This is a genomic window from Ilumatobacter coccineus YM16-304 (assembly GCF_000348785.1).
Taxonomy (GTDB): domain Bacteria; phylum Actinomycetota; class Acidimicrobiia; order Acidimicrobiales; family Ilumatobacteraceae; genus Ilumatobacter_A; species Ilumatobacter_A coccineus.
The window spans coordinates 4,427,843-4,451,656 of sequence record NC_020520.1; the positions used below are offsets into that span (position 1 = coordinate 4,427,843).

Genomic DNA, 23,814 nt, shown 5'->3' on the forward strand with positions numbered 1-23,814 from the left:
GTCTCCTCCTCCGACCAGCCGACTGCGTCGGCTGAATCTGGTCGGAGGAGCACCAGCCTCGATCGCTGGCTCCCGGCGTCGGCCAGGGTCGGTGACACCGCTCGGGAGCGATGCCACCGACGCTGATCGGTTCAGTCCTTCGTCTTGACCATGGCGGCGCGGAGGGTCTTGCCCTTCCACTGGTAGCCGCTGCGCAGCACTTCGGCGACGATCGGTTCTCCGCCGTCACCGGGTTCGTGGGCCACCGCTTCGGCGACTTCCGGGTCGAACGGTTGACCATCGAGGTCGAGCGTCTCCAACCCGTGCTTCTTCAACTCGGCCAGCATCTGATTGAGCAGCGGCTCGATCTCGGCGGGATGGTTGAGGAAAGCGGCCTCGGCGGCGTCGAGCACCGGGAGCAGCGCTTCGGCCAGCCGGCCGGTCGCCCGGTCGGCTTCCTGCTGCGCCCGGATGGCCGACTGCTTGCGGAAGTTGTCGAAGTCGGCCTGCACGCGCTGGGCCAGGTTCTTGTACTCGTCGCGTTCGCTGAGCACGGCGGCAACGTCGACATCGGAGAAGTCGACGTCGATGCCGTCGATCTCGGCAGCGAGTGCTGCGTCGACATCGTCACGGTCGAGTCCGGCGGTGACGTCGTCGACCTCGCTGGCGCGAGTGCCGTCTTCGTCGACGCCTTGGCCCCCGCTTCCGTCGGCCGGGCGCGAGGCGCCCGAGCCGGTGGAAGCGAACTCGCCATCGTCGACGCCGTGCACCTCTGGGTCGAAGTTGTCACCAGGACCCGTGTTGCCGGGAAGCCCGGCTGCGTCGTCTGCCATGGCCGGCCTCAGTTCTCGTCGTCGACGATTTCGGCGTCGACGATGTCGTCGTCGTCGACCGAGCCGGCACCGGCGTCGGCGGTGTCCTGCCCCGAAGCGGAGCTACCTGCAGCACCGGAGTCCTTGGCAGCAGCTTCGTAGAGCTTCTGGCTGAACTCCTGGCTGGCCGACATGAGGGTTTCGGTCGCGGTCTTGATGGCGTCGTTGTCGTTGCCTTCGAGCGCCGTCTTGAGGTCGGCGAGCGGCTGCTCGACGGCTTCCTTCTCCTCGGCGGTGACCTTGTCGCCCTGTTCGCGGAGCACCTTCTCGGTCTGGTAGAGCAGCGAGTCGGCGTTGTTGCGAACCTCGGCTTCTTCGCGACGCTTCTTGTCTTCCTCGGCGTGTGCCTCGGCGTCTTTCACCATCTGCTCGATGTCGTCCTTGTCGAGGGTCGACTGGCCCGTGATGGTCATCGACTGGGTCTTGTCGGTGGCCCGGTCCTTGGCCGACACGTGCACGATGCCGTTGGCATCGATGTCGAACACCACTTCGATCTGCGGCACGCCACGAGGTGCGGGCGGCAGGTCGACGAGCTGGAACTTGCCGAGCGTCTTGTTGTACTGCGACATGTCACGCTCGCCCTGGAGCACGTGGATCTCGACCGACGGCTGGTTGTCTTCGGCCGTCGTGAAGACCTCGCTGCGCTTCGTGGGGATGGTGGTGTTGCGCTCGATGAGCTTCGTCATGACGCCGCCCTTGGTCTCGATGCCCAGCGACAGCGGGGTGACGTCGAGCAGGAGCACGTCCTTGACGTCGCCGCGCAGCACGCCGGCCTGGATGGCGGCACCGATGGCGACCACTTCGTCGGGGTTGACCGTCTTGTTCGGCTCCTTGCCGGTGAGGTCGTGCACCAGATCGGTCACGGCCGGCATACGGGTCGAGCCACCCACGAGGATCACGTGGTGCAGGTCGCCCTTGGCGACGCCCGCGTCTTTGAGGGCCTGCTCGAACGGCACACGGCAGCGCTCGATGAGGTCGGCGGTCATCTCCTGGAACTTGGCTCGCGAGAGCGACTCGTCGAGGTGGAGCGGGCCGTCGGCCGTGGCGGTGATGAACGGCAGGTTGATCTGCGTGCTCTGCGTCTGGCTGAGCTCGATCTTGGCCTTCTCGGCGGCTTCCTGCAGGCGCTGTGCGGCCATGCGGTCGGCGCTCAGGTCGACACCGTGTGCCGCCTTGAACTGATCGACGAGCCACGAGATGATGCGCTGGTCCCAGTCGTCGCCACCGAGTTCGGTGTCGCCGTGGGTCGACTTCACTTCGAACACGCCGTCGCCGATCTCGAGGACCGACACGTCGAACGTGCCGCCACCGAGGTCGAACACCAGGATGGTCTCGTCTTCGGAACCCTTCTCGAGTCCGTAGGCGAGCGCCGCGGCGGTCGGCTCGTTGATGATGCGGAGCACTTCGAGGCCGGCGATCGTGCCGGCTTCCTTCGTGGCGGTGCGCTGCGCGTCGTCGAAGTAAGCGGGAACGGTGATGACGGCCTGGGTGACCGTGTCGCCGAGGTAGCTCTCGGCGTCGCGCTTGAGCTTCATCAGCGTGCGGGCGCTGATCTCCTGCGCGGTGTACTGCTTGCCGTCGACGTCTTCCGACTTCCAGTTCTCACCGATGTGACGCTTCACGCTGCGGAACGTGCGGTCGGGGTTGGTGATCGCCTGACGCTTCGCGACTTCTCCCACCAGCACTTCGCCGGTCTTCGAGAAGGCGACGACCGACGGGGTCGTGCGGGCGCCTTCGGAGTTCGGGATGACGACCGGGTCGCCACCTTCGAGGACCGAGACGACCGAGTTGGTGGTTCCGAGGTCGATTCCGACTGCTTTGGCCATGATGTGCTCCTTGATACTGGGGGGATGCTGAAGGGGATGCTGCGGGACTGTTTGGGGACTGCTGACCCCGGCCGAACTCACGAACGGTCAGGGGAAGCGGGTCAAATCTTGAATCAGTGACACTCAAGATAGAGGTCGCCCCCGAGAACGGCAACCCGACAGTGAGGAAACTTGAGTGTGTTCGACTCAAGTTTCAGGAGACGGCGGAAACCACTACTCCAGCAGGCGTTCCGGGCCGAAGGAGGCGGGGAGCAACTCGTCCATCGACAGCGTGAGCACCGCGCCGTCGACCGTGCACGCGTGAATGACGGTGTCGGTCGTGGCGAACTCGCGGATGCGCTGCCTGCAGCCGCCGCAGGGTGTCCCCGGCGTCTCGCCGCTGGTCATGGTGACGATCTCGGCGATCTTCGGCGGGTGCTCCGAGGCGCTGACCATCGCGGCGATCGCTCCGGCCTCGGCACACGTGCCCTCGGGATACGACGCGTTCTCGACGTTGCACCCGACGAACACCACGCCGTCGGTGGTCCGAATCGCCGCCCCGACCGGGTAGCGCGAGTACGGACTGTGTGAGCGTTCGCGGACCGCGGCGGCAGCGGCGAACAGGTCGCGGAAGTCGTCGCTCATGATCGCGTCGCCGGTCCGAGTGCGCAGAGCACGACGATCGCGACCGACATCGCGAGATACACGACGCTGCTGCCGTCGGGTTCGCTGGCGAGGCCCAACACGGCGAGGACGCCGTTGATCGATCCGTACACGATCGAGCAGATGCGCCCCCACGAGCGGCGCATGATCGCACCGATGCCGGCGGCGAGGCCGAATCCGCCCAGCGCCGCGACCACCATCCCGATCAACACGACCGCATTGCCGAAGTCGCTGGCGATGTCGTTGATGGCGTCGCCGAGCAACGCGATCACCAACCCGACCAGGATGGTGAAGGCGGCCAGCACGACGGCGACGATGCCACCGGCGAGCAGCTTGCCCGACTTGGCCGGCTGCGCCATGGTGTGCGCGCCACCCACGGGGTACGGCTGGTAGCCGACCGGAGCCGTCGGAGGCTGCGGCATCGAGGGCGGTGACGCCGGCGCGGCGAACGGGTCGGGCGGTGGTTGCATCGGGTTCTCGCCTCCGCCGGGTGGTGGAATGTTGCTCATGGAACTCCTTCGACGGCTCGGACGATGACTCGCCGAGGACGTCTCCACCGTACGGCATGACGCTCGATCGGCGCCGAGTATCACCGCCGGTTGGCACGGGATCGTCAAGACTGTGCTCGATGAGCAAGTCCACCGCTCCCGTCCCCACCACCGTCGTCAGCGGTGCCAGCGTTCGCCCGATCGACGTCGACGCCGAACGGGTCGACGGCGGCGGCTACGTCTTGATCCTCGACGACGGCGGCACCCTGGCGCTCGTCGCCGATCTCCTGCTCGGTCGCGAGCCGGCCACCCACCCCGACGTCACCTCGGGCGCTCGACGCGGCCTGTTGATCGTCGACGAGACGAGCGCGGTGTCGCGGCACCATCTCGCCATCAGCACCCACCGCGACGGCGTCGACGTCACCGACCTCGGCAGCGCCAACGGCACGATGGTCGTCAACGGATCGACCGGCACGGCGTCGCCCCTGGTTCCGAAGCGGGCGACCCGCCTGTCGATCGGCGACCGGGTACACCTCGGCTCGCGCTCGTTCCAGCTCGGCTACCGCCGCGACGCGTGACCCAACCGGCCTGCGTCATCGGGTGTCTGACACCGGATGACGCATCATCGGGTGTCAGACACCGGATGACGCAGCGCGGGTGCACTCCGTAACCTGAGCGTCGTGAGTTCCGACCTGTCGCTCCAACCGCACCCGTCGTTCTCGGGCCGACCGGGCCCGCTCCTCGTCGTCGTCGCCGACGGCGTCGGCGTCGCCCCGCCCGGTACCTCGAACGCCATCACCGAAGCGAGTACGCCGACCCTCGACTCGTTGTACGCGACCGAGTTGTACACCGAACTCGCCGCGCACGGCCCGGCCGTCGGACTCCCCACCGACGACGACATGGGCAACTCCGAGGTCGGCCACAACGCGCTGGGTGCCGGTCGGATCTTCGCGCAGGGCGCCAAGCTCGTGAACAAGGCCATCACGACCGGAGCGATCTTCGAATCCGACGTGTGGGCCGAGGCCATCGAGCACGGCCGGAACGGCACGCTCCACCTCATCGGTCTCCACTCCGACGGTGGTGTGCACTCGAGTCTCGAGCACCTGTACGCCCTGCTGCGTCGCGCTGCCGACGAAGGCGTCATGAGCTGTGCCGTGCACATCCTTCACGACGGGCGCGACGTCGCGGCCCGTTCGGCACTGACCTACATCGAGCGGACCGAAGCGGTGCTCGCCGAGATCAACGCCGCCGGCCCGAACCGCAACTATCGCATCGCGTCGGGCGGCGGTCGCATGACCATCACCATGGATCGGTACGAAGCGAACTGGAAGATGGTCGAAAACGGCTACATGTGCCACGCCCACGGAGAAGGCCCAGCGTTCGCGTCGGCTGCCGACGCGGTCGAGACCATGTACGCCGAGTCCGATGCGGGTGATCAGTACCTCGGTCGCTTCGTCGTCGATCGCGGTGCCGGTCCGGTCGGCATGATCCACGACGGCGACGCCGTGGTCTTCTTCAACTTCCGCGGCGACCGCGCCATCGAGATCTCACGAGCGTTCGAAGAACCCGACTTCGACGTGTTCGATCGCACCAGCGCGAGCGGAGATCCGGCTCCCGACGTGTTCTTCGCCGGGATGCTCCAGTACGACGGCGACGCGTTCATCCCCAAGAAGTTCCTCGTCGCCCCGCCCGAGATCGACCGCACGATGGGTCAGTTCCTGTGCGCCGAGGGCGTCAAGAGCTTCGCGATCTCCGAGACTCAGAAGTTCGGCCACGTCACCTACTTCTGGAACGGCAACAAGTCGGGCTACATCGACGAGCATCTCGAGACCTACATCGAGATCCCGTCCGACAACGTCGAGTTCGACACGACGCCGGCGATGAAAGTGCGCGAGATCACCGACGAGACCATCGACCTGCTGCGCTCCGGCGAGTACCGCTTCGGCCGGCTCAACTTCCCGAGCGGCGACATGGTCGGCCACACCGGTCATCTGCACGCCACGGTCGAGGCGATGGAGATCATCGACGAGTGCATGGCCCGACTCGTCGAGGTGATCGACGAACTCGACGGCGTGCTCGTGTTCACCGCCGACCACGGCAACGCCGACATCATGTTCACGGTCGACAAAGACGGCGTGCGGCACCCGAAGACGAGTCACACGCTCTCACCGGTGCCGTTCGCGATCCACGACCCGAACTACGACGGCGAATACCACATGATCGAGGCGGCGGCCGGTTCCGACCACGGCCTCGCCAACGTCGCGTCGACGGTGTTCAACCTGCTCGGCTACGAAGCGCCCAGCGACTACAACCCGTCGCTCGTCCAGTTCTGACCCGGACGGTTTGTCTCTGAGACAAACCGTCCGACGCTGACGTCGCGGTCAGTTCGCCCACTCCGGACCGTTGTAGAACGTCTCGATGCGCTCCGAGCGGTAGGTGACGAAACCGAGCTCCGACTGGAGTTCCCACACGATGTCGCCGCCCGACTCGCCTTCCGGGACGACCTCGCGGATGAGGATGTGCAACGGGTCCTCCGGTCCGGGCGGGAAGGTGCCGATGCCGCCGTGGGTGATGAGCACGTTGCCGTTCGACAGTTGGTCGGCGTCGCTGATGAATCCGGAGTAGGCCAGGTTGCCGTTGTCCTCGGTGTCGATGTGTTCCCAGCGCTGCGTCGCCGTCCAGTCGGCCGGGTCGTCGGAGGAGTCGTCGACGTCGTAGATGACGGCCCGGCTGTACGCGTTGGCACAGCTCACGACCGAGGTGCACGACGACGGTGTTCCGGGTGTGGCCAACTGGTTCGTCGGGCGGTCGTTGCCGTTGTCGTAGACGATGAGCGAGCCGTCGACGTTGACCTCGACGGCGTGCTGGTAGGTGGTGGGCTCGCCGTCGAGGGGCATCGTGGAACCGGCACCGAGGATCCAGCGAAGCTGTGTCTGGGGACCTTCGTCGTCGAGATGATCGAAGGCGACGATCTGGTTCGTGTGACGTGACGAGATGATCACCGCGTCACGTTCAGGGTCGTAGATGGCGCTGTTGGCGTGCGTCCAGTCGCGGGCGTTCTCCTCGGCGAAGATGCCGGCCGGCACGCACATCTCGCCGCCGGGGAACTGATCGATGTCGATGACGTCCCAGAGATCCCACGTGCGCACGACCGTGCCGTCGGGGGTGAACTCGACGGCCACGTCGCTGATCGCGTTGAACGGCGCCGGGTCGCCGGGGCAGAACGCCTCGCGCTGCTCGGGGGTCAACTCGTGCGTCGTGGTCGACAGGGTGAGCGTGTTGCCGTTGGGCATCGGCCACGCCTCGTGATGGATGGTGGCGAGGTCGACCCACTCGGCGCTGACCGGAACGGGTTCGGCGTCGCCGGGGTTGCCGACCAGTGCGCCGAGTCCACCTTGGAAGTCGACCTGTTCGGGGTCGATGCCTTCGAACAGTTCCTCGTTGGTGATCACGCTCGGGTCGGCCCCGCTCGCGAGCGGCCGCCAGTTGCCCACGACGTTGCCGAGAAAGTCGACCTCACGCGTGCCGAACGGCCAGTAGAAGATGTTGAACGTGCCGGCGGGCGTGACTTCGAAACCGCCGAGCGCGCCGGTGTTCTCGTAGTACCAGACGACCTCGCCGTCGTTGTCGTACGCAACGAGGTGCTGGCTCGACGTGGCGCCCTCTCGGGGGCTGAGCGTGTCGAACTCGATGACCGTGAAGCCGGGCGCAGCGCGTTCGGCATCGATCGTGAGCTGATGGTCGCCGAAGTACCCCGGGAGCGTGTCGGTGGTGAACTCCAGTCCGTCGACGACGCCGATCGACGCGCCGTCGGCATCGAGCACGTCGACGGAGAGTGCGTAGGTCTGGTCGGCGCGCATGCCGATCACCGGGATCTGGTGTTCGGTCGAGGTGGCCGCCGGGAGGGGCACGTCGACGACGTGGTCACCCGAGGTCGCCGTCACGTCGACCAGGGTCTCGTCGTCGGTGCGCACCGTGACGAGCGCCGCGAGCGGTGCATGGACGCTGCCCTCGACGTCGACCACCGCGATGCCGTCGGTCGACGCAGCATCGACCGTGGTCGTCGACTCCTCCTCGGCAGGCTCGTCGGCTGCAGGCTCGTCGGTCGTGTCGACGTCCTCCGCGACAGAATCGGTCGGCGCCGAGTCGGTGGACGGAGCCTCGGTCGCGTCGTCCGATCCAGAACAAGCGGCGACGACGAGCGCGGCAGACACCGCGAGAGCAACAGAGCGTGAACGCATGTCTGACAGTCTGGCCGCCACGAGCGCCCCCACCGCGCCATCTCCACGCCATTGCGCGTTTTACCCCCGCAATCCGTCATCGGTGACGGATCTGCGGGGCAAAACCGGGGAGGCAGCGTTTTGCCCCGGCGATGCGTCAGATCTGACGGATCTGCGGGGCAAAACCGGATGGGGTCGGGCCGGTTCGACGGTGCGATGCGGGGTTGGCGGGCGGGAATGGCGCGGTTGGTGGGCGGGAATGGCGCGGTTGGCGGGGGGGGGAATGGCGCGGTTGGCGGGGGCAGGTGGCGCCTCGGCGTACTGTTCGGGGGATGAACTTCGCGCCGCTTCCCGATGACTGGCCGACGCAGCGCGACACGTTGCGTCGCATCGCGACGCACGTCGTCGCGCAGGCACAGCAGTTGGTGACCGGTCACTTCGCGCTGATGCCGTTGCCCGGCGGCTTCGGCACGCCGCAGTTCGGGCCGGATCGTTCGCGCGTACGCGTCGTCGGCGGCTCGCTGTTCGTCGAGTCGGTGGCCGATGGCACCGCCACCACGAAGGTGGAGATGATCGCCGGATCGTCGATCCGGGCGCTGTGCCGGGCAGCCGGGTTCGAGCCAGACCCCGAACTGAACGTCGGGCACGACACGCCGACCCTGGGCGACCCCGACGAGATGCTGATCGTCGACTCGGTCGCGGTGGCCGTGCTCGCCGACTGGTATCAGCTCGGCCAGCAGGCGATGGACGGTGCGATCGCATCGCTCCCCGACGCGCAGGCGTCGATCGTGCGGCTCTGGCCCGAGCACTTCGACGTGGGCGTCGACGTGGCGATCGACGCGGTTCGCAAGCCAGGCATGCGCACCAACCTCGGCGCTTCGGCCGGCGACAAGTTCCACCAGGAGCCGTACCTCTACGTCGGCCCGTGGGATGCCGACCGGCCAGGCGACCCCGACTTCTGGAACGCTCCCTTCGGCGCAGTGCTGGGCTTCGGCGAACTCGACGCCGCCGAGAACCCGCTGCACGCAGCGAACGAGTTCTTCCTCCACGGCCTCGCCCACCTCCGCTCCTGACCCACACACGAAATCGCATGACGTGACGATGATCCGCCGACGGCGGTTGTGCTCCTCGGACCTACTGCCGAGTAGCCTCGCGCTCGCATGAGTACTGCTGTCGACACCTCATCCGACGCCGCCGAGAAGGCACCTCAACGCGTCAAGCCGCACCAACTCGCCCTCGTCTTGGGCGTCGCGGTCGGGTTGTTCACCCTGATCTCGGGCATCCTGCCGCAGATCACCGGCTGGGAGAACGACAACGCCGTGCACCGCACGGTGTTCGGCAACATCCCCGGACCGCTGCAGATCGCCTTCTACACGGTCATGCCCGTCATGATCATCTGGGGTGCGGTCATGTTCTCGCACCGCATGAAGAACTGGGAGCGCGGCGCCCCGTCGAAGCGCCGCACCACGGCGAAGAATGCGAAGACCCGCCTCAAGGACTTCCGCGCCGGCGTCTACATGCAGACCCTGCTGCGAGATGCCGGTGCCGGCCTCATGCACTCGATGATCTACTTCGGGTTCCTCGGTCTCCTCGGCGTGACCACCGTGCTCGAGATCGACCACCAACTGCCCGAAGAACTCAAGTTCCTCCACGGCGACGTGTACCGCGGCTACGTCGCGTTCGGCGACCTCATGGGTCTGATCTTCATGGGCGGCATCGTCTGGGCGATCGTGCGCCGCTACGTGCAGCGTCCGTACCGCATCCGCATCAAGTCGAAGCCCGAGCACGCCGTCATCCTCGGCACGTTCTTCGCCATCGGCCTCACCGGATTCGGTGCCGAGATGTTCCGCATCGCACAGGAGGGCCTCCCCTCGTACGAACGCTGGAGCTTCATCGGCTACCCGCTCGCCGACCTGGTCGACGGCTGGTCGCAGTCGAGCCTCGACACGTGGCACCAGTGGTGGTGGATCGCTCACGTCGTGAGCTTCATCGTGTTCCTGGCGATCCTGCCGATCACGATGCTGCGCCACATCTTCACCTCGCCGCTCAACATGTACCTCAAGGACAAAGACCGTCCGAAGGGTGCGATGCGGCCGATGCCGAACCTGATGGAGACCGAGCTCGAGAGCTTCGGCGCTTCGGTGGTCGAAGACTTCACCTGGAAGCAACTGCTCGACCTCGACGCCTGCACCATGTGCGGACGCTGCACCTCGGTGTGCCCGGCACACGCCACCGGCAAGCCGCTCGACCCGCGCGAGATCGTCCTCAAGTCGGGCGAGGTCATGGCCGCCACCGGCACGCCGGCCGTGTCGCCGCCGCTCGGCACCGTCAAGGAGATCACGGTCAACGCCAACTCGCTGTTCGAGCGCATCACGCCCGAAGAACTCTGGGCGTGCACCACCTGCAAGGCGTGTGACGAGATCTGCCCGGTCAACATCGAGATCACCGACAAGATCTTCGACATGCGTCGCTACCTGTCGCTGATGGAGTCCAACTTCCCCGCCGAACTCGGCAACGCCTACCGGGCGATGGAGAACCAGGGCAACCCGTGGGGCCTCAACCAGGGCGAACGCGCCGACTGGGCCGAAGGCATCGAAGGCGTGCAGATCGTCGACCCGGGCGACTCGCTCGAGTCGGAGTACCTCTACTGGGTCGGTTGCGCCGGCTCGTTCGACGACAAGAACAAGAAGGTCACCCAGGCGATGGCCAACTTGTTGCGCCGCGCCGGCATCGACGTCGCCATCCTCGGCCCGTCGGAGATGTGCACCGGCGACTCCGCCCGCCGCTCGGGCAACGAGTACCTGTTCCAGATGCTCGCGCAGCCCAACGTCGAGATGCTCAACGGCATGGGCGTGAAGAAGATCATCACGCAGTGCCCGCACTGCTTCAACACGCTGCTCAACGAGTACCCGCAGGTCGGTGGCCACTACGAGGTCATCCACCACACGCAACTGCTCGAGCAGCTCATCGAGTCGGGTCAGCTCGACGTGAGTCAGGCAACGCTCGACGAGCGGATCACCTACCACGACTCGTGTTACCTCGGTCGCCACAACGACGTGTACGTCGCACCTCGCAAGGTCGTCGGCTCCATCAAGGGCGTCGAGGTCGTCGAGATGCAGCGCAACGGCACGCAAGGCATGTGCTGTGGCGCCGGTGGCGCTCGCATGTGGATGGAAGAGACCACGGGCGTCAAGGTCAACGACGAACGCGCCAACGAGGCGCTGTCGACCGGTGCCTCTCGCGTGGCCACGGCCTGCCCGTTCTGCTACATCATGATGGACGACGGCGTGAAGGGTGCCGGCGTGGAAGACGATCAGGTCAAGGTCGCCGACATCGCCATCCACCTCGTCGACGCACTCGAGCAGGGCGAAGCCGCCTTCCACGCCGGCGAAGCGCCGCTGCTGCACGGCGAGTCCGGCATCCCGTCCGGAAGCTGATCAACGCGACGGCGTCGCGCGAACCCGGCCCCGGTCAGGCGTTGCCGGCGACGGCGGCGCTCACCGCGTGCAGCACGGCGGCACCCGTGTCGTCGCCTGCGGTCGCGGGCACGATGCACACCTGGTCGGCACCGCTCGCGCCGAAGGCACCGATGCGCGTGACGATCGAGTCGGCGTCGCCGATGCCGGCGATGGTCTCGACCAGTTCGACGGGCATCTCCGCGAGCACTCGTTTCGGACCGACGCCCGACCGGGCCAGCGCGACGAGATCACCGAACCCGACCTCGTCGAACATGTCTCGGTAGCCGCGTTGGCCGACGTAAGTGACCAGGCCGCGCATCACCTGCTGGGTCTGTTCGTCGGTGGTCGCCGCCGCCATCCACACGCTGAGGATCGGCCGATCGCGTCCGAACGTCGCCGCCTGATCGTCGAGCTGCTGTCGCACGCGAGCGACCTGTTCGGGCGTGACGTGCGCGAGCACCACGCGGTCGGCGTGCTCCGCCGCGAACGACAGCATGCGCGGCCCGAAGGCCGCCATACCCAGTTGCACCGGCGACGACTCGGCCAACCGCAGGCGAAAGCCCGAGGAGCGAGCGGTCGGAAGATCGAAGTCGGTTCGCGCTCCACTGAGGATGCTGCGCAGCGCGTGGAACGTGTCGCCGAAGGCCGTGAGCGTGGCGGGCGTGTCGACACCGTGCCAGTCGGCCAGCACCGTGGGAGATGACGCACCGACGAAGAGGTCGCAGGGCCGACCTCCGAGCTCGGCGATCGAACTGATGCCCATCGCGAGCGCGACGGGATCTCGCAGGGTGACCGGGAGCGGGCCGACGACGAGCTTGGCGCTCGCGGTCTCGCGGGCCAACGCCCCGGCGAGCGCGAACGCGTCGAACGTCGCCATCTCGCCGATCCAGATCTCGCCGAATCCGTGAGCGTCGGCGGCACGCGCCACGCTCAGCGCTTCGCCGGGAGCGCGATCGAGCCAGTACGGGAGCGCGACGCCGAGTGCGACGCCGCCGGTGGTGAGCGCAGACGAGGACCTCTCGTCACGCGTGTCGTCGCTGCGGATCGTACGGGAAGCTGACATCGTGTTACCGTTACACGCTCAGCGGCTTCACGCAAGGAGCGTCCATGCAATCGGTACCAGACATGCTCACGAACGCGGCGAAACGGTTCGCGACCCGCCGGTCGGTGACCGACGGAACGCACGCTCACACGTTCGAGCAGACCCACGAGCGGGCCACTCGCCTCGCGACCGCGCTGCTCGACGAGGGCCTCCGACCCGGCGATCGGTTGGCGCTCCTCGCGTACAACGAGATCGAGTACACCGAGATCCAGGTGGCCTGTCAGCGCGCCGGCTTCGTCCTCGTGCCGATGAACTATCGACTGGCCGAGGCCGAGTTGGCCTACCTCGTCGACGACAGCCGGCCGGCAGCGTTGATCACCGGCAGCGAGTTCGCGCAGGTCGGGGCGAACCTCGACGTGCCGCGCAAGTACCACCTCACCGACGAGGGAACCGGCACGCCGTACGAGGAACTGCTCGCTGCGGGCCGCCCACCCGGCAGCACGCCCGCCGCGGCGATCGACGCATCGGCGCCGTGCACCATCCTCTACACGAGCGGCACCACGGGCCGGCCGAAGGGTGCGGTGTTGACCAACCTCGCGCTCTGGGCGCGGCAGTGCTCGTTCGTCGCCGAGGTCGCCGCACCTCCCGGCTCGGTGTTCCTGCAGTGCCTGCCGCTGTTCCACATCGCCTCGAACCTCGGATACAGCTTCACGTCGACCGGCTCGACCAACCTGTTCATGCGCCAGTTCGACGCGAACCAGTTCTTCGAATTGCTCGAGAACGAACGACCGACGCACATCCTGCTCGTGCCAACGATGATCAACATGTTGCTCAATCATCCGGGCATCGAGCGCGCCGACTTCTCGTCGGTCGAGATGGTGCTCTACGGCGCGTCGTCGATCTCACCCGACGTGCTCGCGCAGGCCATCGACGTGATGGAGTGCGACTTCCTGCAGTTCTTCGGCATGACCGAGAGCTCCGGCTGCAGCATCCTGCGGCCCGCCGACCACGACCCGGTGGGACACCCCGAGCGGCTCGCGTCGTGCGGTACCGACGCCGTGGGCTTCGAGACGATGGTGGTCGACGACACCGACACCGAAGTCGCTCGCGGCGAGGTCGGCGAGGTCATCACCCGCGGCCCGGCGCTCATGTCGGGCTACTGGAACAACGAGGAGGCGTCGGCCGACGCCCTCCGCAACGGCTGGATGCACACCGGCGACCTCGGCCACCGCGACGCCGACGGCTACATCTTCATCACCGACCGCAAGAAGGACATGGTGGTCAGCGGTGGGGAGAACGTCTATCCGCGCGAGGTCGAAGACGTGCTGTACGCGCACGACGCGGTCTTCGAAGCGGCGGTCATCGGCCTTCCCGACGAACGCTGGGGTGAGCGGGTCCACGCGGTGGTCGTCCTGCACGACGGAGCCGAGGCCGACGGCGACGCCTTGTCGGCGTTCGCCCGCGAGCGACTCGCGTCGTACAAGGTCCCGAGGACCTTCTCGTTCGTCGACGAGCTGCCGAAGAACGCCACCGGCAAGATCTTGAAGACCGAGCTGCGTGCACAGCACTGAGCCGCGAGACGCGGCACGAACGACGAGGCTGGCACACTCGATGGAGATGCAATCCGACACCCGATCCCCGTCAGGCGGCGAGCATGGCTGAGGCCGACGACCAGCCCGATGTCGGCCGCGGCCACACGGCAGCCACGGCACACGGCGAGCGATCGCGACGCGCGCTCCTGAGCGCCGCCGAGGAGCGCTACCGATCGCACGGATACGAGGCGACACGTCTCGCCGACATCACGTCCGACGCCGAGCTCACGACGGGTTCGCTCTACCGACACTTCACCGGCAAAGACGACATCCTCGCCGTCCTGTTCGACGAGCACCGCGCCCGACTCGACCACGCACTCGACACCGCGGCGTCGATCGCGTCGGCCTGCTCCGCGTGGATCGAGCTCGGCCGGGCTCATCGCGGACTCCTGCGCTCGGCGCAGGAGACACTGCGGCCGCGCCAACCGCAGACCCAGCGGTGGTCGCTCGCCCGTGACGGGTGGGAACAACGAATGGCCAAGCTGCTTCCGGCACGCCTCGTCGGGCCGAGCCGAACGGTGGCGGCGGCGATCATCGTCGACGGGCTCGAGTACTACACCCTCGCCGAGACGTCGGGCTGGTTCGAAGTGCGCGACGCCGACCACGTCGGCGGTCAGATCGAGCAGTTGGTACGCGACGGCATGTACGACGACCCGATCGGCGACGCGTCGCCGAGTCGGGCGGTGCTCGCGGGTGTGCAACTCGATCGCACGTACTTCTCGTGGTCGGTCTCCGACAACCAGGTCCTGCCGGCATCCGGCCGCGGCCAGAAGACCTGGGACCGGATTCGCGAGGCGGCCACCGAGGTCTTCGCCACACTCGGCTTCCGCGCCGCGACCGTGGCCGACATCGCCGAAGCCGCAGGGGTCTCGTCGGCCACCATCTATCGCTACTTCGAAGACAAGGAAGACCTGCTCCTCAATCTGCTCACGGCGACCGAGCACGAACTCGTCGAACGACGCATGTACCAACTCGATGCCGCGGGGCGCCACCCGGTGCAAGAGGTGTACGAGGGATTCATGCAGCTGCATCGAGACCGCGCCGGAGTCTTCCTCGCCTGGAGCGAACTGAACACTCCCGGCAGCACCTACGAGCGCGCCTGGATCGACCTGCACGACATCTTGATGACGCAGATGGTCAAGGTCTGGCGCCGCGGCCAACGCAACGGCCTGATCACCAAGAACCTCGACGTGCAGCTGATGACCGAGTTCTACGGCTCGATCCACGAGCGCTCCGCGTACGCACGCGTCGCGCTCGGTCGCGAACTCGGGGTGACCGACCGCGATGTCGGCGGCATGCTCGCTCAGCTCTACAACGGCGGACTGAGCTGACCCACCCCGCTCCGCTCCGCCTCGGCGCCCCGCGATCGCGAATGGTAACGTGGTGTCACATTTACAAGAAGAGGCCGTGACGCCGCCGTCGTTCGACGGTGGGGACGAGCAACTGCGCACCGCACCGGTGCACACGACGACCTGGGGGGTCGAACCATGATCACTGTCCGAAATCTTCGTCACGCCGCACGCGCCACTGCGTGTGTCGTGACGCTCGCACTCGTTGCTGCCTGCGGTAGCGACGACGACTCCGGCGCCTCGACGACACCGGACGAACCCGCGACCACCGAGGCCGAAGCAACCGAGACGACCGACGAGCCAGCACCCGACACGGCACCCGTCGACAGCGCCGCCGAGAGCGAGCCCGAGACCGAGACCGAGGAACCGGCGGCCGAGGCGCCGTCCGGCGAGGCCGACGGCGATCCGATCCGTATCGGCATCCAGAACCTCGAAGGCGATCCGGCCGGATCGTTCCCCGAGTTCAACACCGCCATCGAAGCGGCGGCCGAGTACATCAACGCCGAACTCGGTGGCCTCGGCGGTCGCCCGATCGAACTCGTCGTGTGCAACTCGGTCGTGTCGCCCGACGACTCGCAGCGATGCGCCAACGAGCTCGCCGCCGACGAGATCGAAGTCGCCGTGTCGACGATCAACTTCTTCGGCAACCACCTCTCGATCTACGAGGGTTCCGACATCCCGGTCGTCGTGCTGCGCCCCGTCACCGTCGCCGACTTCACCGCCGAGGGAGTCTTCTCCATCGGCGCCGGCGGTGGTTGCCTCGGTTCCCACACCGGTCTCGTGCAGTTCATCACCGATGAGATCGAAGACCTCGAAGAGATCGAGGTCAACAAGGTCGCCGTGCCGTGGGCCGACACACCTCCTGGCGTGTTCTGCTTCAACGACCTCGAGGCCAAGCCCCTCGACGTCATCGCCGGTGTGACCGAAGGAAGCTCCGAGCGGTTCGGCGAGAAGCCCGACCTCGAGTTCATCGACGTCCCGATCGTTCCGGCGACACCCGACCTGACGCCTCGCGCGACGGAGATCTTCTCCTACGAGCCCGACGTGATCATGTTCTCCGCACAGGGTGCCGACTGCTGGAACCTCGTCGACGCACTCGGCCGTGTCGGCTGGACTCCCGAGAAGATCCCGATGGCACTCTCCGGCTCGTGCACCGACTTCGACGCGATGGAAGCTGCCGGCGATCTCGCCGAGGGCATCTACTTCACCGGCACCACCAACAGCCTCCTCGTCTCACCCGACGGTCTGGAGGAGGGTCGTCACCGCGACGAAGTGACGACGTACCAGACCAAGGGGCTCGAGTACGGCATGCCCGACAGCGATCTCTTCAAGGGATTCGCTGCACAGGGCTTCGCCGGCATGATGAACATCTGGGAGATCGCCAACACGATCGACGGTGAAGTGACCGGTCAGGCGATCAGCGATGCGTTCGCCGCGACCAACGGAAGCGCGTCGGCCTTCGGCGGCTCGCCGCTCAACTGCGCCGGCGCACCCGCCCCGTACCTGTCGGTGTGCAGCTCCATCATCAGCATCTCGCGCTGGGACGGCGAGAACCTCGTGCCGGTCGTGCCCGAGATCGACGGCATCGGCCTCGTCGCCGGCACCGAACTCCGACCCAACTGATCGAGCGTCGAGCCTCGGTGTCGGCACGTCGTCGACGCCGAGGCTCGGACCTCCATCGACATCAGTTCATCCACATCCATTCATCCAGTCTCCGTGCCGACCCGGGTTCCACCTGCCGGGTCGGCACGGCCCCCATCGGCCCGACCGGCCACAATGCAGCTCGAGGACCAACATGCTGATCGGTGACATCGTTCGACGAAATGCCCAGTACTTCGGTGACGCCGACGCGCTCGTCGTTCCCGGCACCACCACCCGCTCGTGGCGCGAGGTCGACGACCGGTCGACCCGGTTCGCGAACGCACTCCTCGGCCTCGGGCTCGAGAAGACCGATCGCTTGGCGGTCTTCTCGTCGAACCGAGCCGAGTACATCGAGATCTTCTTCGCCACGGCGAAGTCCGGGATCATCGGCGCGGCGACCAACATCCGGCTCGCCCCGAGCGAACTCGCGTCGTACCTGCAGTACGTCGAACCGACCGCCATCGTCGTCAGCGCCGACCAGGTCGAGACGGCGCGCCGCTTCATCGACGAACTCCCGTCGCTGCGTTTCGTGATCGGCGTCGGCGACGGTCACGGCTTCGCCCTCGACTACGACGAACTCGTCGAGACGTCGAGCAGCGCCGCACCGGACGTCACCCTCGACGACACCGACATCTACCAACTCGGAGCGACCAGCGGCACGACCGGCGTTCCGAAGGGCACGATCCTCACGCACCGCAACGCGATCGCCGCGATGCTGAACTGGATGGCCGAGATGCCCATCCGCGACGGCGACACGAACCTGCAGTGCATCCCGATGTTCTTCAATCCGGGTGGCCCGGCGCAGCTCCACCCTGTGATGATGAAGGGCGGGCGCTCGATCATCCATGCCGGCTTCGACCCCAGCGAGTTCATCGCCGCCGTCGCCGAGTACGGAGTCACGCACACCACGGCCGTACCGACGATGATCGGCATGGTGCTCGATCATCCCGAGGTCGCCGACCACGACTTCAGCACGCTGCGGGCCGTCGTCACCGGCGGCTCACCGGTGCCACCCGAGCTCATCGATCGAGCCGAGCGGCTGTTCGGCAGTGCCGTCTTCCGCCCATTCTTCGGCATGGCCGAGACGTACTCGTGCGGTCTGGTGCTGCGCCCCGAACACCTCGAGACCGATGCCGACACCGCGGCGCGACGCGTCGCGTCGGCCGGCAAACCGCACCCGCTGATCCAAGCGCGCGTGATCGGCGACGACGACGCCGAGGTTCCGACCGACGGCACCACGTCGGGCGAACTCCAACTGCGAGGCGACACCGTGTCACCCGGCTACTTTCGCATGGACGACGAGACCGCGGCGTCGCGCGTCGACGGCTGGTTCAAGACGGGCGACATCGCCGTCACCCACGCCGACGGCTTCATCACCATCGTCGACCGCAAGAAGGACGTGATCATCACGGGAGGGATCAACGTGTTCTCGAGCGAGATCGAGAACGTGGTGTACACGCACCCCGATGTCGCGCAGTGCGCGGTCATCGGGGTGCCGCACCCTCAGTGGGGAGAGGCCATCCACGCGGTGGTGGTCCTTCGACCGGGGTCTGACGCGACCGAGGCCGCGGTGATCGACCACTGCGCCGAGCGTCTGGCGTCGTACAAGAAGCCACGTTCGCTCGAGTTCGTCGACGAACTCCCGATCGGTGGCACCGGCAAGGTGCTGAAGCGTGAGTTGCGCGAGCGCTACGCCGCCCGCACGTCGAGCTGACTCGCGCCACACGGCAGCTCCGCCGGCACCATCTCCATCGTCATCGTCGCGGTCCGATGCGTAGGCTCGGTTCGTGACCACTTCGCAGCACGATGCCCGCACGGCGCTGATCGTCGTCGACATGCAGAACGACTTCGGGCACCCCGACGGATCGCTCTTCGTCGAAGGTGGCGACACCATCGTCGGTGCCATCAACGACAAGATCGAGGAGGTCGCCGGCGACGGCGGACTCGTCGTGCTCACGCAGGACTGGCACCCGGCCTCGACCCCGCACTTCATCGACGACGGTGGCGTGTGGCCGACGCATTGCGTCGCCGGTACCTGGGGAGCCGAGCTCGTCGACGGGCTCGACCCGAACCATCGCGCGAGCGCCGTCATCCGCAAGGGCACCAACGGCGAAGACGGCTACTCGGCGTTCTCGATGCGCGAACCGGGCGGCGACGTCGACATCCCGACCGGCCTCGCCGGCTTGCTGCGAGAGCGCGGTGTGGAACGCGTCGTCGTGGTCGGCCTCGCCACCGATGTCTGCGTGTCGGCCACCGCGCAGAGCGCTGCCACCGAAGACTTCGAGACGTTCGTCGTGTGGGATGCGACCCGACCGGTCTACACCGACGCCGACACTCACACCCGTACCATCGACGAGCTCAACGATGCCGGTGTGATCGTGATCGGCTCCACGTCGTGACCTCCCTCGCGTCGGCCATCACCGGTCGCTGGGTCCAAACGCGCGGTCCGCTGTTCACCGACATGTACGAGCTGGCGATGGCGCAGGTGTACGTCACCCAGGGCATCTCCGAACGCGCCGCGCAGTTCGACCACTTCTTCCGATCGACGCCCGACTACGGCACGCACCAGGCCGGTTACTGCGTGAGCGCCGGGCTCGAGCCGTTCATGGGATGGCTCGGCGGGCTCCGCATCGACGACTCGCACATCGAGGCGCTCGCCGCGATGACCTCCCCCACCGGCACCCCGGTGTTCGGTACCGAGTTCCTCGACTGGTTGGCGGCACCCGACCGTTTCGAGGGCATCGAGGTCCGCGCGATCGCCGAAGGGCGCGTCGTGCACCCGCACATCCCGATCGTCACGGTGACCGGGCCGCTCGCGGTGTGTCAGCTGCTCGAAACGTCGCTGCTCAACCACTTCAACTACCCGACGCTCATCGCCACGAAGGCGGCGCGGGTCGTGCGCAGCGCACGCGGCGGCCGAGTGTTGGAGTTCGGGATGCGGCGCGGCCCGGCGACCGGAGTGAACGAAGGCATCCGTGGAGCGCTGATCGGTGGCTGCGTCTCGACGTCGAACGTCGAGGCGGCGATCGCACTCGGTCGCCAGCCCATCGGCACCCACGCGCACTCGCTCGTCCAGGCCTACATGGCGATCGGTGATGGCGAACTCGGCGCGTTCCGGGCCATGGCCCAGGCCGCCCCCGACGAGTGCATCCTGCTCGTCGACACCGTCGACACGCTCGCATCGGGCGTGCCCAATGCGATCACCGTGTTCGACGAACTGCGTGCCGACGGCCACGAGCCGGTCGGCGTGCGACTCGATTCGGGCGACCTCGCCTACCTGGCGGTGCAGACGGCGAAGCTGCTCGACGCAGCGGGCTATCCCGGCGTGTCGATCGTGCTGTCGAGCGATCTCGACGAGCTCAACATCTGGCAGATCCTCACTCAGATCGCCGACGAGGCCGAGCGGGAGGGGATGGATCCCAACCCGATCCGTCAGCGCCTCGTCTACGGCGTCGGGACTCGGCTCATCACGTCACACGGGTCGGGAGCGCTCAACGGGGTGTACAAGTTGGTCGGCATCGAAGACGAGCACGGCGAGTGGACGCCCGCGATCAAGATCTCCGAGGACCCGGGCAAGATCCCGCTGCCCGGCCGCAAGGCGGTGTGGCGCCTGTACGACCACCGCGACGTCGCCATCGTCGACCTCATCGGCTTGAGCGACGAGGAGCCGCTGCCGCTCGACGAGAACGTGGTGCACCACCCGAATCACTCGGGCGTCAACCAGATCATCAGGCGCGCCGACATCGCTCGTGTCGAGCCGCTGCTCGTCACGCCCGAGAGCGGAGCGTCGATCGACGAGTTGGCGGCGCGCTGCGCGACCGATCTCGATCATCTCGACCCCGGCGTGCGACGGCTCGTCAACCCGCACCGCTATCACGTGTCGATCACCGACGAACTCCACAAGCTGCGCGCCGACCTCGTCACACGCGCGAAATAGTCAGGCGGAGCGAGCGGGCTGCAACCGGCCGTCAGGCTCGTGGCGGTCAGCCGAAGTTCTCGAAGTAGCGCGAGGGGGTGGGGCCGCGCTGACCCTGGTACTTCGACCCCTTGGCACCGGCGCCGTACGGGTGGTCGGCAGCGCTGGTCATCTGCATGAAGCTGACCTGGCCGATCTTCATGCCCGGGTACAGCGTGATCGGCAGGCTCGCGACGTTGGCGAGTTCGAGCGTGATGTGGCCGTCGAACCCGGCGTCGATGAAGCCGGCGGTCGAGTGGATGAGCAGCCCGAGGCGTCCGAGCGACGACTTGCCTTCGACGCGGCCGACGAGGTCGTCGGGCACCGCGATGCGTTCGTAGGTCGAGCCGAGCACGAACTCACCGGGGTGGAGGATGAACGGGTCGTCGCCCACGCCGTCGTCGCCGGCCGGGATCTCGATCGGCTCGGTGAGGTCGAGCATGTCTTCCTTCACGTCGATGATGCCGCGCGTGTGGTTGCGGAAGACGCGGAACAGGTTGGAGATGCGCACGTCGATCGACGACGGCTGGATCAGCGACTCGTCGAGCGGGTCGATGACGATGCGCCCGGCGTCGAGCTGTTCACGGATGGACCGGTCGGACAGAATCACGCTGGCACGATACCCAACCCAGTCCCGCCGCCAGACCGCGGTGCGTCAATCGGTGTCAGACACCCGATGACGCATCAAATGGTGTCAGACACCGGATGACGTGGTCAGGGGGTCGGGGCGGTGTATTCCATGAGGTGGTGGCTTTCGACGCCGCCGACGATCTCGAATCCGAGGCGGTGGTAGAGCCGCAGCGCCGCGAGGTTCTCCTTCACGACGCTGTGGCGCAGCGGTCGACCCGCCGACGTCGCTTCCGCTTGCAGCTGGTGGATCAGGCGACTGCCGATGCCACGGTTGCGGAAGCTGCTGTGGATCGCGAGGTCGAGGAGACGGATCTCGTCGGGTGCCCGGTTGACCCAGATGCGGCCGATCGGTGCGAGTCCGTCGAGCACGATGTCGTGGCTCGACGCCGGAAACCGGCGCGTGTAGTCGGTGTGCTGCGCCTCGAACTGCATGGCCAGCAGCGTGGCGATCTGGTCGGCGGGCCATCCGATGCCGACGAACTCTTCGGCTCGAGTGTCGGCGTACAGCTCACGCAGGAAGTCGACGTCGCCAGGGGTCGCCGGCCGGAGCAGCATCCCTAACGCGTCGGGTAGAGGCCGATGAGGGCGATGATGAAGTGGACCGCGAGGAACGGCTGCATGTTGTTGTGCGCCTGCGATCCGCCTTCGGTACTCAACGACTCGGGGGCGAGGTCGACCAGGTCGCTGAGCGGCTCGGCCTGGTAGGCGGTGCCACCCCGAACCCGGCCGAGGGTCGTCTGCGACGTCGGCGACTGGACCTGCCCCAGCGGAGTGTTCGCGCCCCAGGGCACGTGCGTGTGTTGTGGCATCTGCGATTCGGTGAGCTCGATCTCCTCGGTGCCCCCTCGCTGACCGATCCTGCGGCTCGTCAAACCAGGCCCGCGGCCCGGGTGCATCGGCGCTCGGCCCTGCAGATCGGGCAAGGCGGTGGTGGTCTCACCGTCGCCGCCATAGATGGTGCCGATCAAGGAGAACAGTGCGGTGTTCTGCGCGATCGGCAGCAGTTGGCCGTTGCAGACGGCCCACCCGCGTGGAGCGAAGCTGCCCGCGAAGATCCGGATCTCGGCGACGAACGGTTCAGACATGATGCTTCTCAGTTTCTCGACGGGTAGATGCCGAAGAGGGCGATGATGAAGTTGACGCACAGGAACGGCATGAGGTTGTCGTGCGGTTGGCTCCCACCGGCGTCGAGCACGGTCGGGGCCATGTTGTGGGTCGGTGCGGTCTCGACGAACTTCGACGTGGCCGACGAGCTGGACACGACCTTGCCCTCGGGCTGGTTGTCGGTCGCGGAGTTCGTCGATGCCCGGGCGTCGTGGGAGTGGGCCGGAAGCTCGGGTTGGGTGATCGTCACCCGCTCCTGGCCGCCCTTCTGGCCGAGCTGGCGTATGGAGAGCGCCGGACCGTTGCCTGCGTGGATCGGAATCCGACCGCGCATGTCGGGCAGTCCGAACGTCGTCCGACCGTCGCCGCCGTGGATCGTGTCCAACAGCGAGAACAGGGCGTCGTTCTGACTCACCGCCAGGAGTTGGCCGTCGCACAATGCCCAACCTCGGGGTGCGAAATCTCCGGCGAACATACGGATCTCACCGACGAATGGTTCAGACATGATCTCCTCAGCTCCTCGACGGGAACAGCCCGCTCAGCGCGATGCAGAAATAGAGCGCGGTCCACGGCTGCATGTTGTCGTGGCCCTGGTTGGCACCGGCGGACGCAATCGTGCCCGGGCGCAGGTCGACCAGCGCGTCGGGTGACGCGTAGCCGTTGAGCGATGCCGCCAGAGCACCATCGGCCGCGAGTGGCGAGTCGGCGTTGGCCGACGATGCCTGGTGGCCGTGCGAGTGTGCAGGCATCTCGGCGGTGGTCAACGAGTGCGTCTCCTCACCGCCCTTCTGGCCGTGATGGTGCTCGTTGCTGACGTGGATGGGTGTCCGGCCGCGCAGGTCGGGCAACCCGAGTGTGGTTCGCCCGTCGCCGCCGAAGTCGGTGCCCAGCAGTGAGTAGAGCGACTGGTTCTGGTTGATCGGCAAGATCTGACCGTCGCAGAACGCCCACCCGCGGGGAGCGAAGTCGAAGCCGATCATTCGGATCTCGGCGAGAAACGGTTCAGACATGGTGTC

21 protein-coding genes are annotated in these 23,814 nt (G+C 67.0%); 10 read left to right on the forward strand and 11 right to left on the reverse strand.

The window, feature by feature from the left end:
• Window positions 1–131 precede the first annotated feature (131 nt).
• From YM304_RS19640 to YM304_RS25450, 4 genes are all read right to left on the reverse strand, one after another.
• A complete protein-coding gene (locus YM304_RS19640) occupies window positions 132–812 on the reverse strand; it encodes a nucleotide exchange factor GrpE (protein WP_015443480.1) in 681 nt (226 codons plus the stop codon).
• A gap of 8 nt (window positions 813–820) precedes the next feature.
• Window positions 821–2,677, reverse strand: coding sequence for a molecular chaperone DnaK (gene dnaK, locus YM304_RS19645; protein WP_015443481.1), 1,857 nt, complete (start codon window positions 2,675–2,677; stop codon window positions 821–823).
• 213 nt (window positions 2,678–2,890) lie between these two features.
• Window positions 2,891–3,301 carry a cytidine deaminase gene (gene cdd, locus YM304_RS25445; RefSeq protein ID WP_015443482.1) on the reverse strand — a complete coding sequence of 137 codons (411 nt, stop codon included), beginning with the start codon at window positions 3,299–3,301 and terminating at the stop codon, window positions 2,891–2,893.
• Window positions 3,298–3,828 (reverse strand): hypothetical protein, encoded by a 531-nt coding sequence (locus tag YM304_RS25450; protein WP_041298465.1) that lies wholly within the window; start codon window positions 3,826–3,828, stop codon window positions 3,298–3,300. The genes cdd and YM304_RS25450 overlap by 4 nt, the downstream gene beginning before the upstream one ends.
• A 119-nt stretch (window positions 3,829–3,947) precedes the next feature.
• On the opposite strand from YM304_RS25450, the gene YM304_RS19660 reads away from it, so the two are divergent.
• Both YM304_RS19660 and gpmI read left to right on the forward strand, forming a co-directional pair.
• Window positions 3,948–4,385, forward strand: coding sequence for an FHA domain-containing protein (locus tag YM304_RS19660; protein WP_015443484.1), 438 nt, complete (start codon window positions 3,948–3,950; stop codon window positions 4,383–4,385).
• 102 nt (window positions 4,386–4,487) lie between these two features.
• A complete protein-coding gene (gene gpmI / locus YM304_RS19665; protein WP_015443485.1) occupies window positions 4,488–6,140 on the forward strand; it encodes a 2,3-bisphosphoglycerate-independent phosphoglycerate mutase in 1,653 nt (550 codons plus the stop codon).
• 48 nt (window positions 6,141–6,188) lie between these two features.
• On the opposite strand, the gene YM304_RS19670 is transcribed toward gpmI, so the two are convergent.
• Entirely contained in the window at window positions 6,189–8,048 is a 1,860-nt protein-coding gene (locus tag YM304_RS19670; protein ID WP_083908496.1) for an aryl-sulfate sulfotransferase, read from the reverse strand.
• Between the two features lie 311 nt (window positions 8,049–8,359).
• Between YM304_RS19670 and YM304_RS23235 the strand changes: the two genes are divergently transcribed.
• Together YM304_RS23235 and YM304_RS19680 are read left to right on the forward strand one after the other, a co-directional pair.
• Window positions 8,360–9,100, forward strand: a complete 741-nt coding sequence (locus YM304_RS23235) for a hypothetical protein (RefSeq protein WP_015443487.1) — start codon at window positions 8,360–8,362, stop codon at window positions 9,098–9,100.
• Between the two features lie 87 nt (window positions 9,101–9,187).
• On the forward strand, window positions 9,188–11,464 hold the full coding sequence (locus tag YM304_RS19680) for a heterodisulfide reductase-related iron-sulfur binding cluster (RefSeq protein WP_015443488.1): 2,277 nt from the start codon (window positions 9,188–9,190) through the stop codon (window positions 11,462–11,464).
• 34 nt (window positions 11,465–11,498) lie between these two features.
• Here the strand turns inward: YM304_RS19680 and YM304_RS19685 are convergent, their stop codons facing one another.
• The gene (locus YM304_RS19685) at window positions 11,499–12,548 is read right to left on the reverse strand and encodes an LLM class F420-dependent oxidoreductase (protein WP_015443489.1); all 1,050 of its coding nucleotides are present in this window, start codon (window positions 12,546–12,548) and stop codon (window positions 11,499–11,501) included.
• A 44-nt stretch (window positions 12,549–12,592) separates the two neighbouring features.
• On the opposite strand from YM304_RS19685, the gene YM304_RS19690 reads away from it, so the two are divergent.
• From YM304_RS19690 to YM304_RS19715, 6 genes are all read left to right on the forward strand, one after another.
• Window positions 12,593–14,098, forward strand: a complete 1,506-nt coding sequence (locus tag YM304_RS19690) for a class I adenylate-forming enzyme family protein (RefSeq protein WP_083908497.1) — start codon at window positions 12,593–12,595, stop codon at window positions 14,096–14,098.
• Window positions 14,099–14,181: 83 nt separating this feature from the next.
• Window positions 14,182–15,450 (forward strand): TetR/AcrR family transcriptional regulator, encoded by a 1,269-nt coding sequence (locus YM304_RS23240; protein ID WP_015443491.1) that lies wholly within the window; start codon window positions 14,182–14,184, stop codon window positions 15,448–15,450.
• A 156-nt stretch (window positions 15,451–15,606) separates the two neighbouring features.
• Window positions 15,607–17,091: an ABC transporter substrate-binding protein gene (locus YM304_RS19700; protein WP_015443492.1), complete on the forward strand. Its 1,485-nt coding sequence runs from the start codon at window positions 15,607–15,609 to the stop codon at window positions 17,089–17,091.
• 172 nt (window positions 17,092–17,263) lie between these two features.
• Entirely contained in the window at window positions 17,264–18,823 is a 1,560-nt protein-coding gene (locus YM304_RS19705) for a class I adenylate-forming enzyme family protein (protein WP_015443493.1), read from the forward strand.
• 73 nt (window positions 18,824–18,896) lie between these two features.
• Window positions 18,897–19,508 (forward strand): isochorismatase family protein, encoded by a 612-nt coding sequence (locus YM304_RS19710; protein WP_015443494.1) that lies wholly within the window; start codon window positions 18,897–18,899, stop codon window positions 19,506–19,508.
• Window positions 19,505–21,046: a nicotinate phosphoribosyltransferase gene (locus tag YM304_RS19715; RefSeq protein ID WP_015443495.1), complete on the forward strand. Its 1,542-nt coding sequence runs from the start codon at window positions 19,505–19,507 to the stop codon at window positions 21,044–21,046. Before YM304_RS19710 ends, YM304_RS19715 begins: the two co-directional genes overlap by 4 nt.
• Window positions 21,047–21,092: 46 nt before the next feature.
• Here the strand turns inward: YM304_RS19715 and dcd are convergent, their stop codons facing one another.
• The 5 genes from dcd to YM304_RS19740 form a co-directional block, all read right to left on the reverse strand.
• On the reverse strand, window positions 21,093–21,674 hold the full coding sequence (gene dcd, locus YM304_RS19720) for a dCTP deaminase (RefSeq protein WP_015443496.1): 582 nt from the start codon (window positions 21,672–21,674) through the stop codon (window positions 21,093–21,095).
• Window positions 21,675–21,778: 104 nt separating this feature from the next.
• Complete coding sequence (locus YM304_RS19725) at window positions 21,779–22,249, reverse strand: GNAT family N-acetyltransferase (RefSeq protein ID WP_015443497.1); 471 nt, start codon at window positions 22,247–22,249, stop codon at window positions 21,779–21,781.
• 2 nt (window positions 22,250–22,251) lie between these two features.
• On the reverse strand, window positions 22,252–22,779 hold the full coding sequence (locus YM304_RS19730) for a phage tail protein (RefSeq protein ID WP_015443498.1): 528 nt from the start codon (window positions 22,777–22,779) through the stop codon (window positions 22,252–22,254).
• Between the two features lie 8 nt (window positions 22,780–22,787).
• Window positions 22,788–23,303: a phage tail protein gene (locus YM304_RS19735; RefSeq protein ID WP_015443499.1), complete on the reverse strand. Its 516-nt coding sequence runs from the start codon at window positions 23,301–23,303 to the stop codon at window positions 22,788–22,790.
• Window positions 23,304–23,310: 7 nt separating this feature from the next.
• Window positions 23,311–23,808 carry a phage tail protein gene (locus YM304_RS19740; protein WP_015443500.1) on the reverse strand — a complete coding sequence of 166 codons (498 nt, stop codon included), beginning with the start codon at window positions 23,806–23,808 and terminating at the stop codon, window positions 23,311–23,313.
• Window positions 23,809–23,814: the final 6 nt, after the last annotated feature.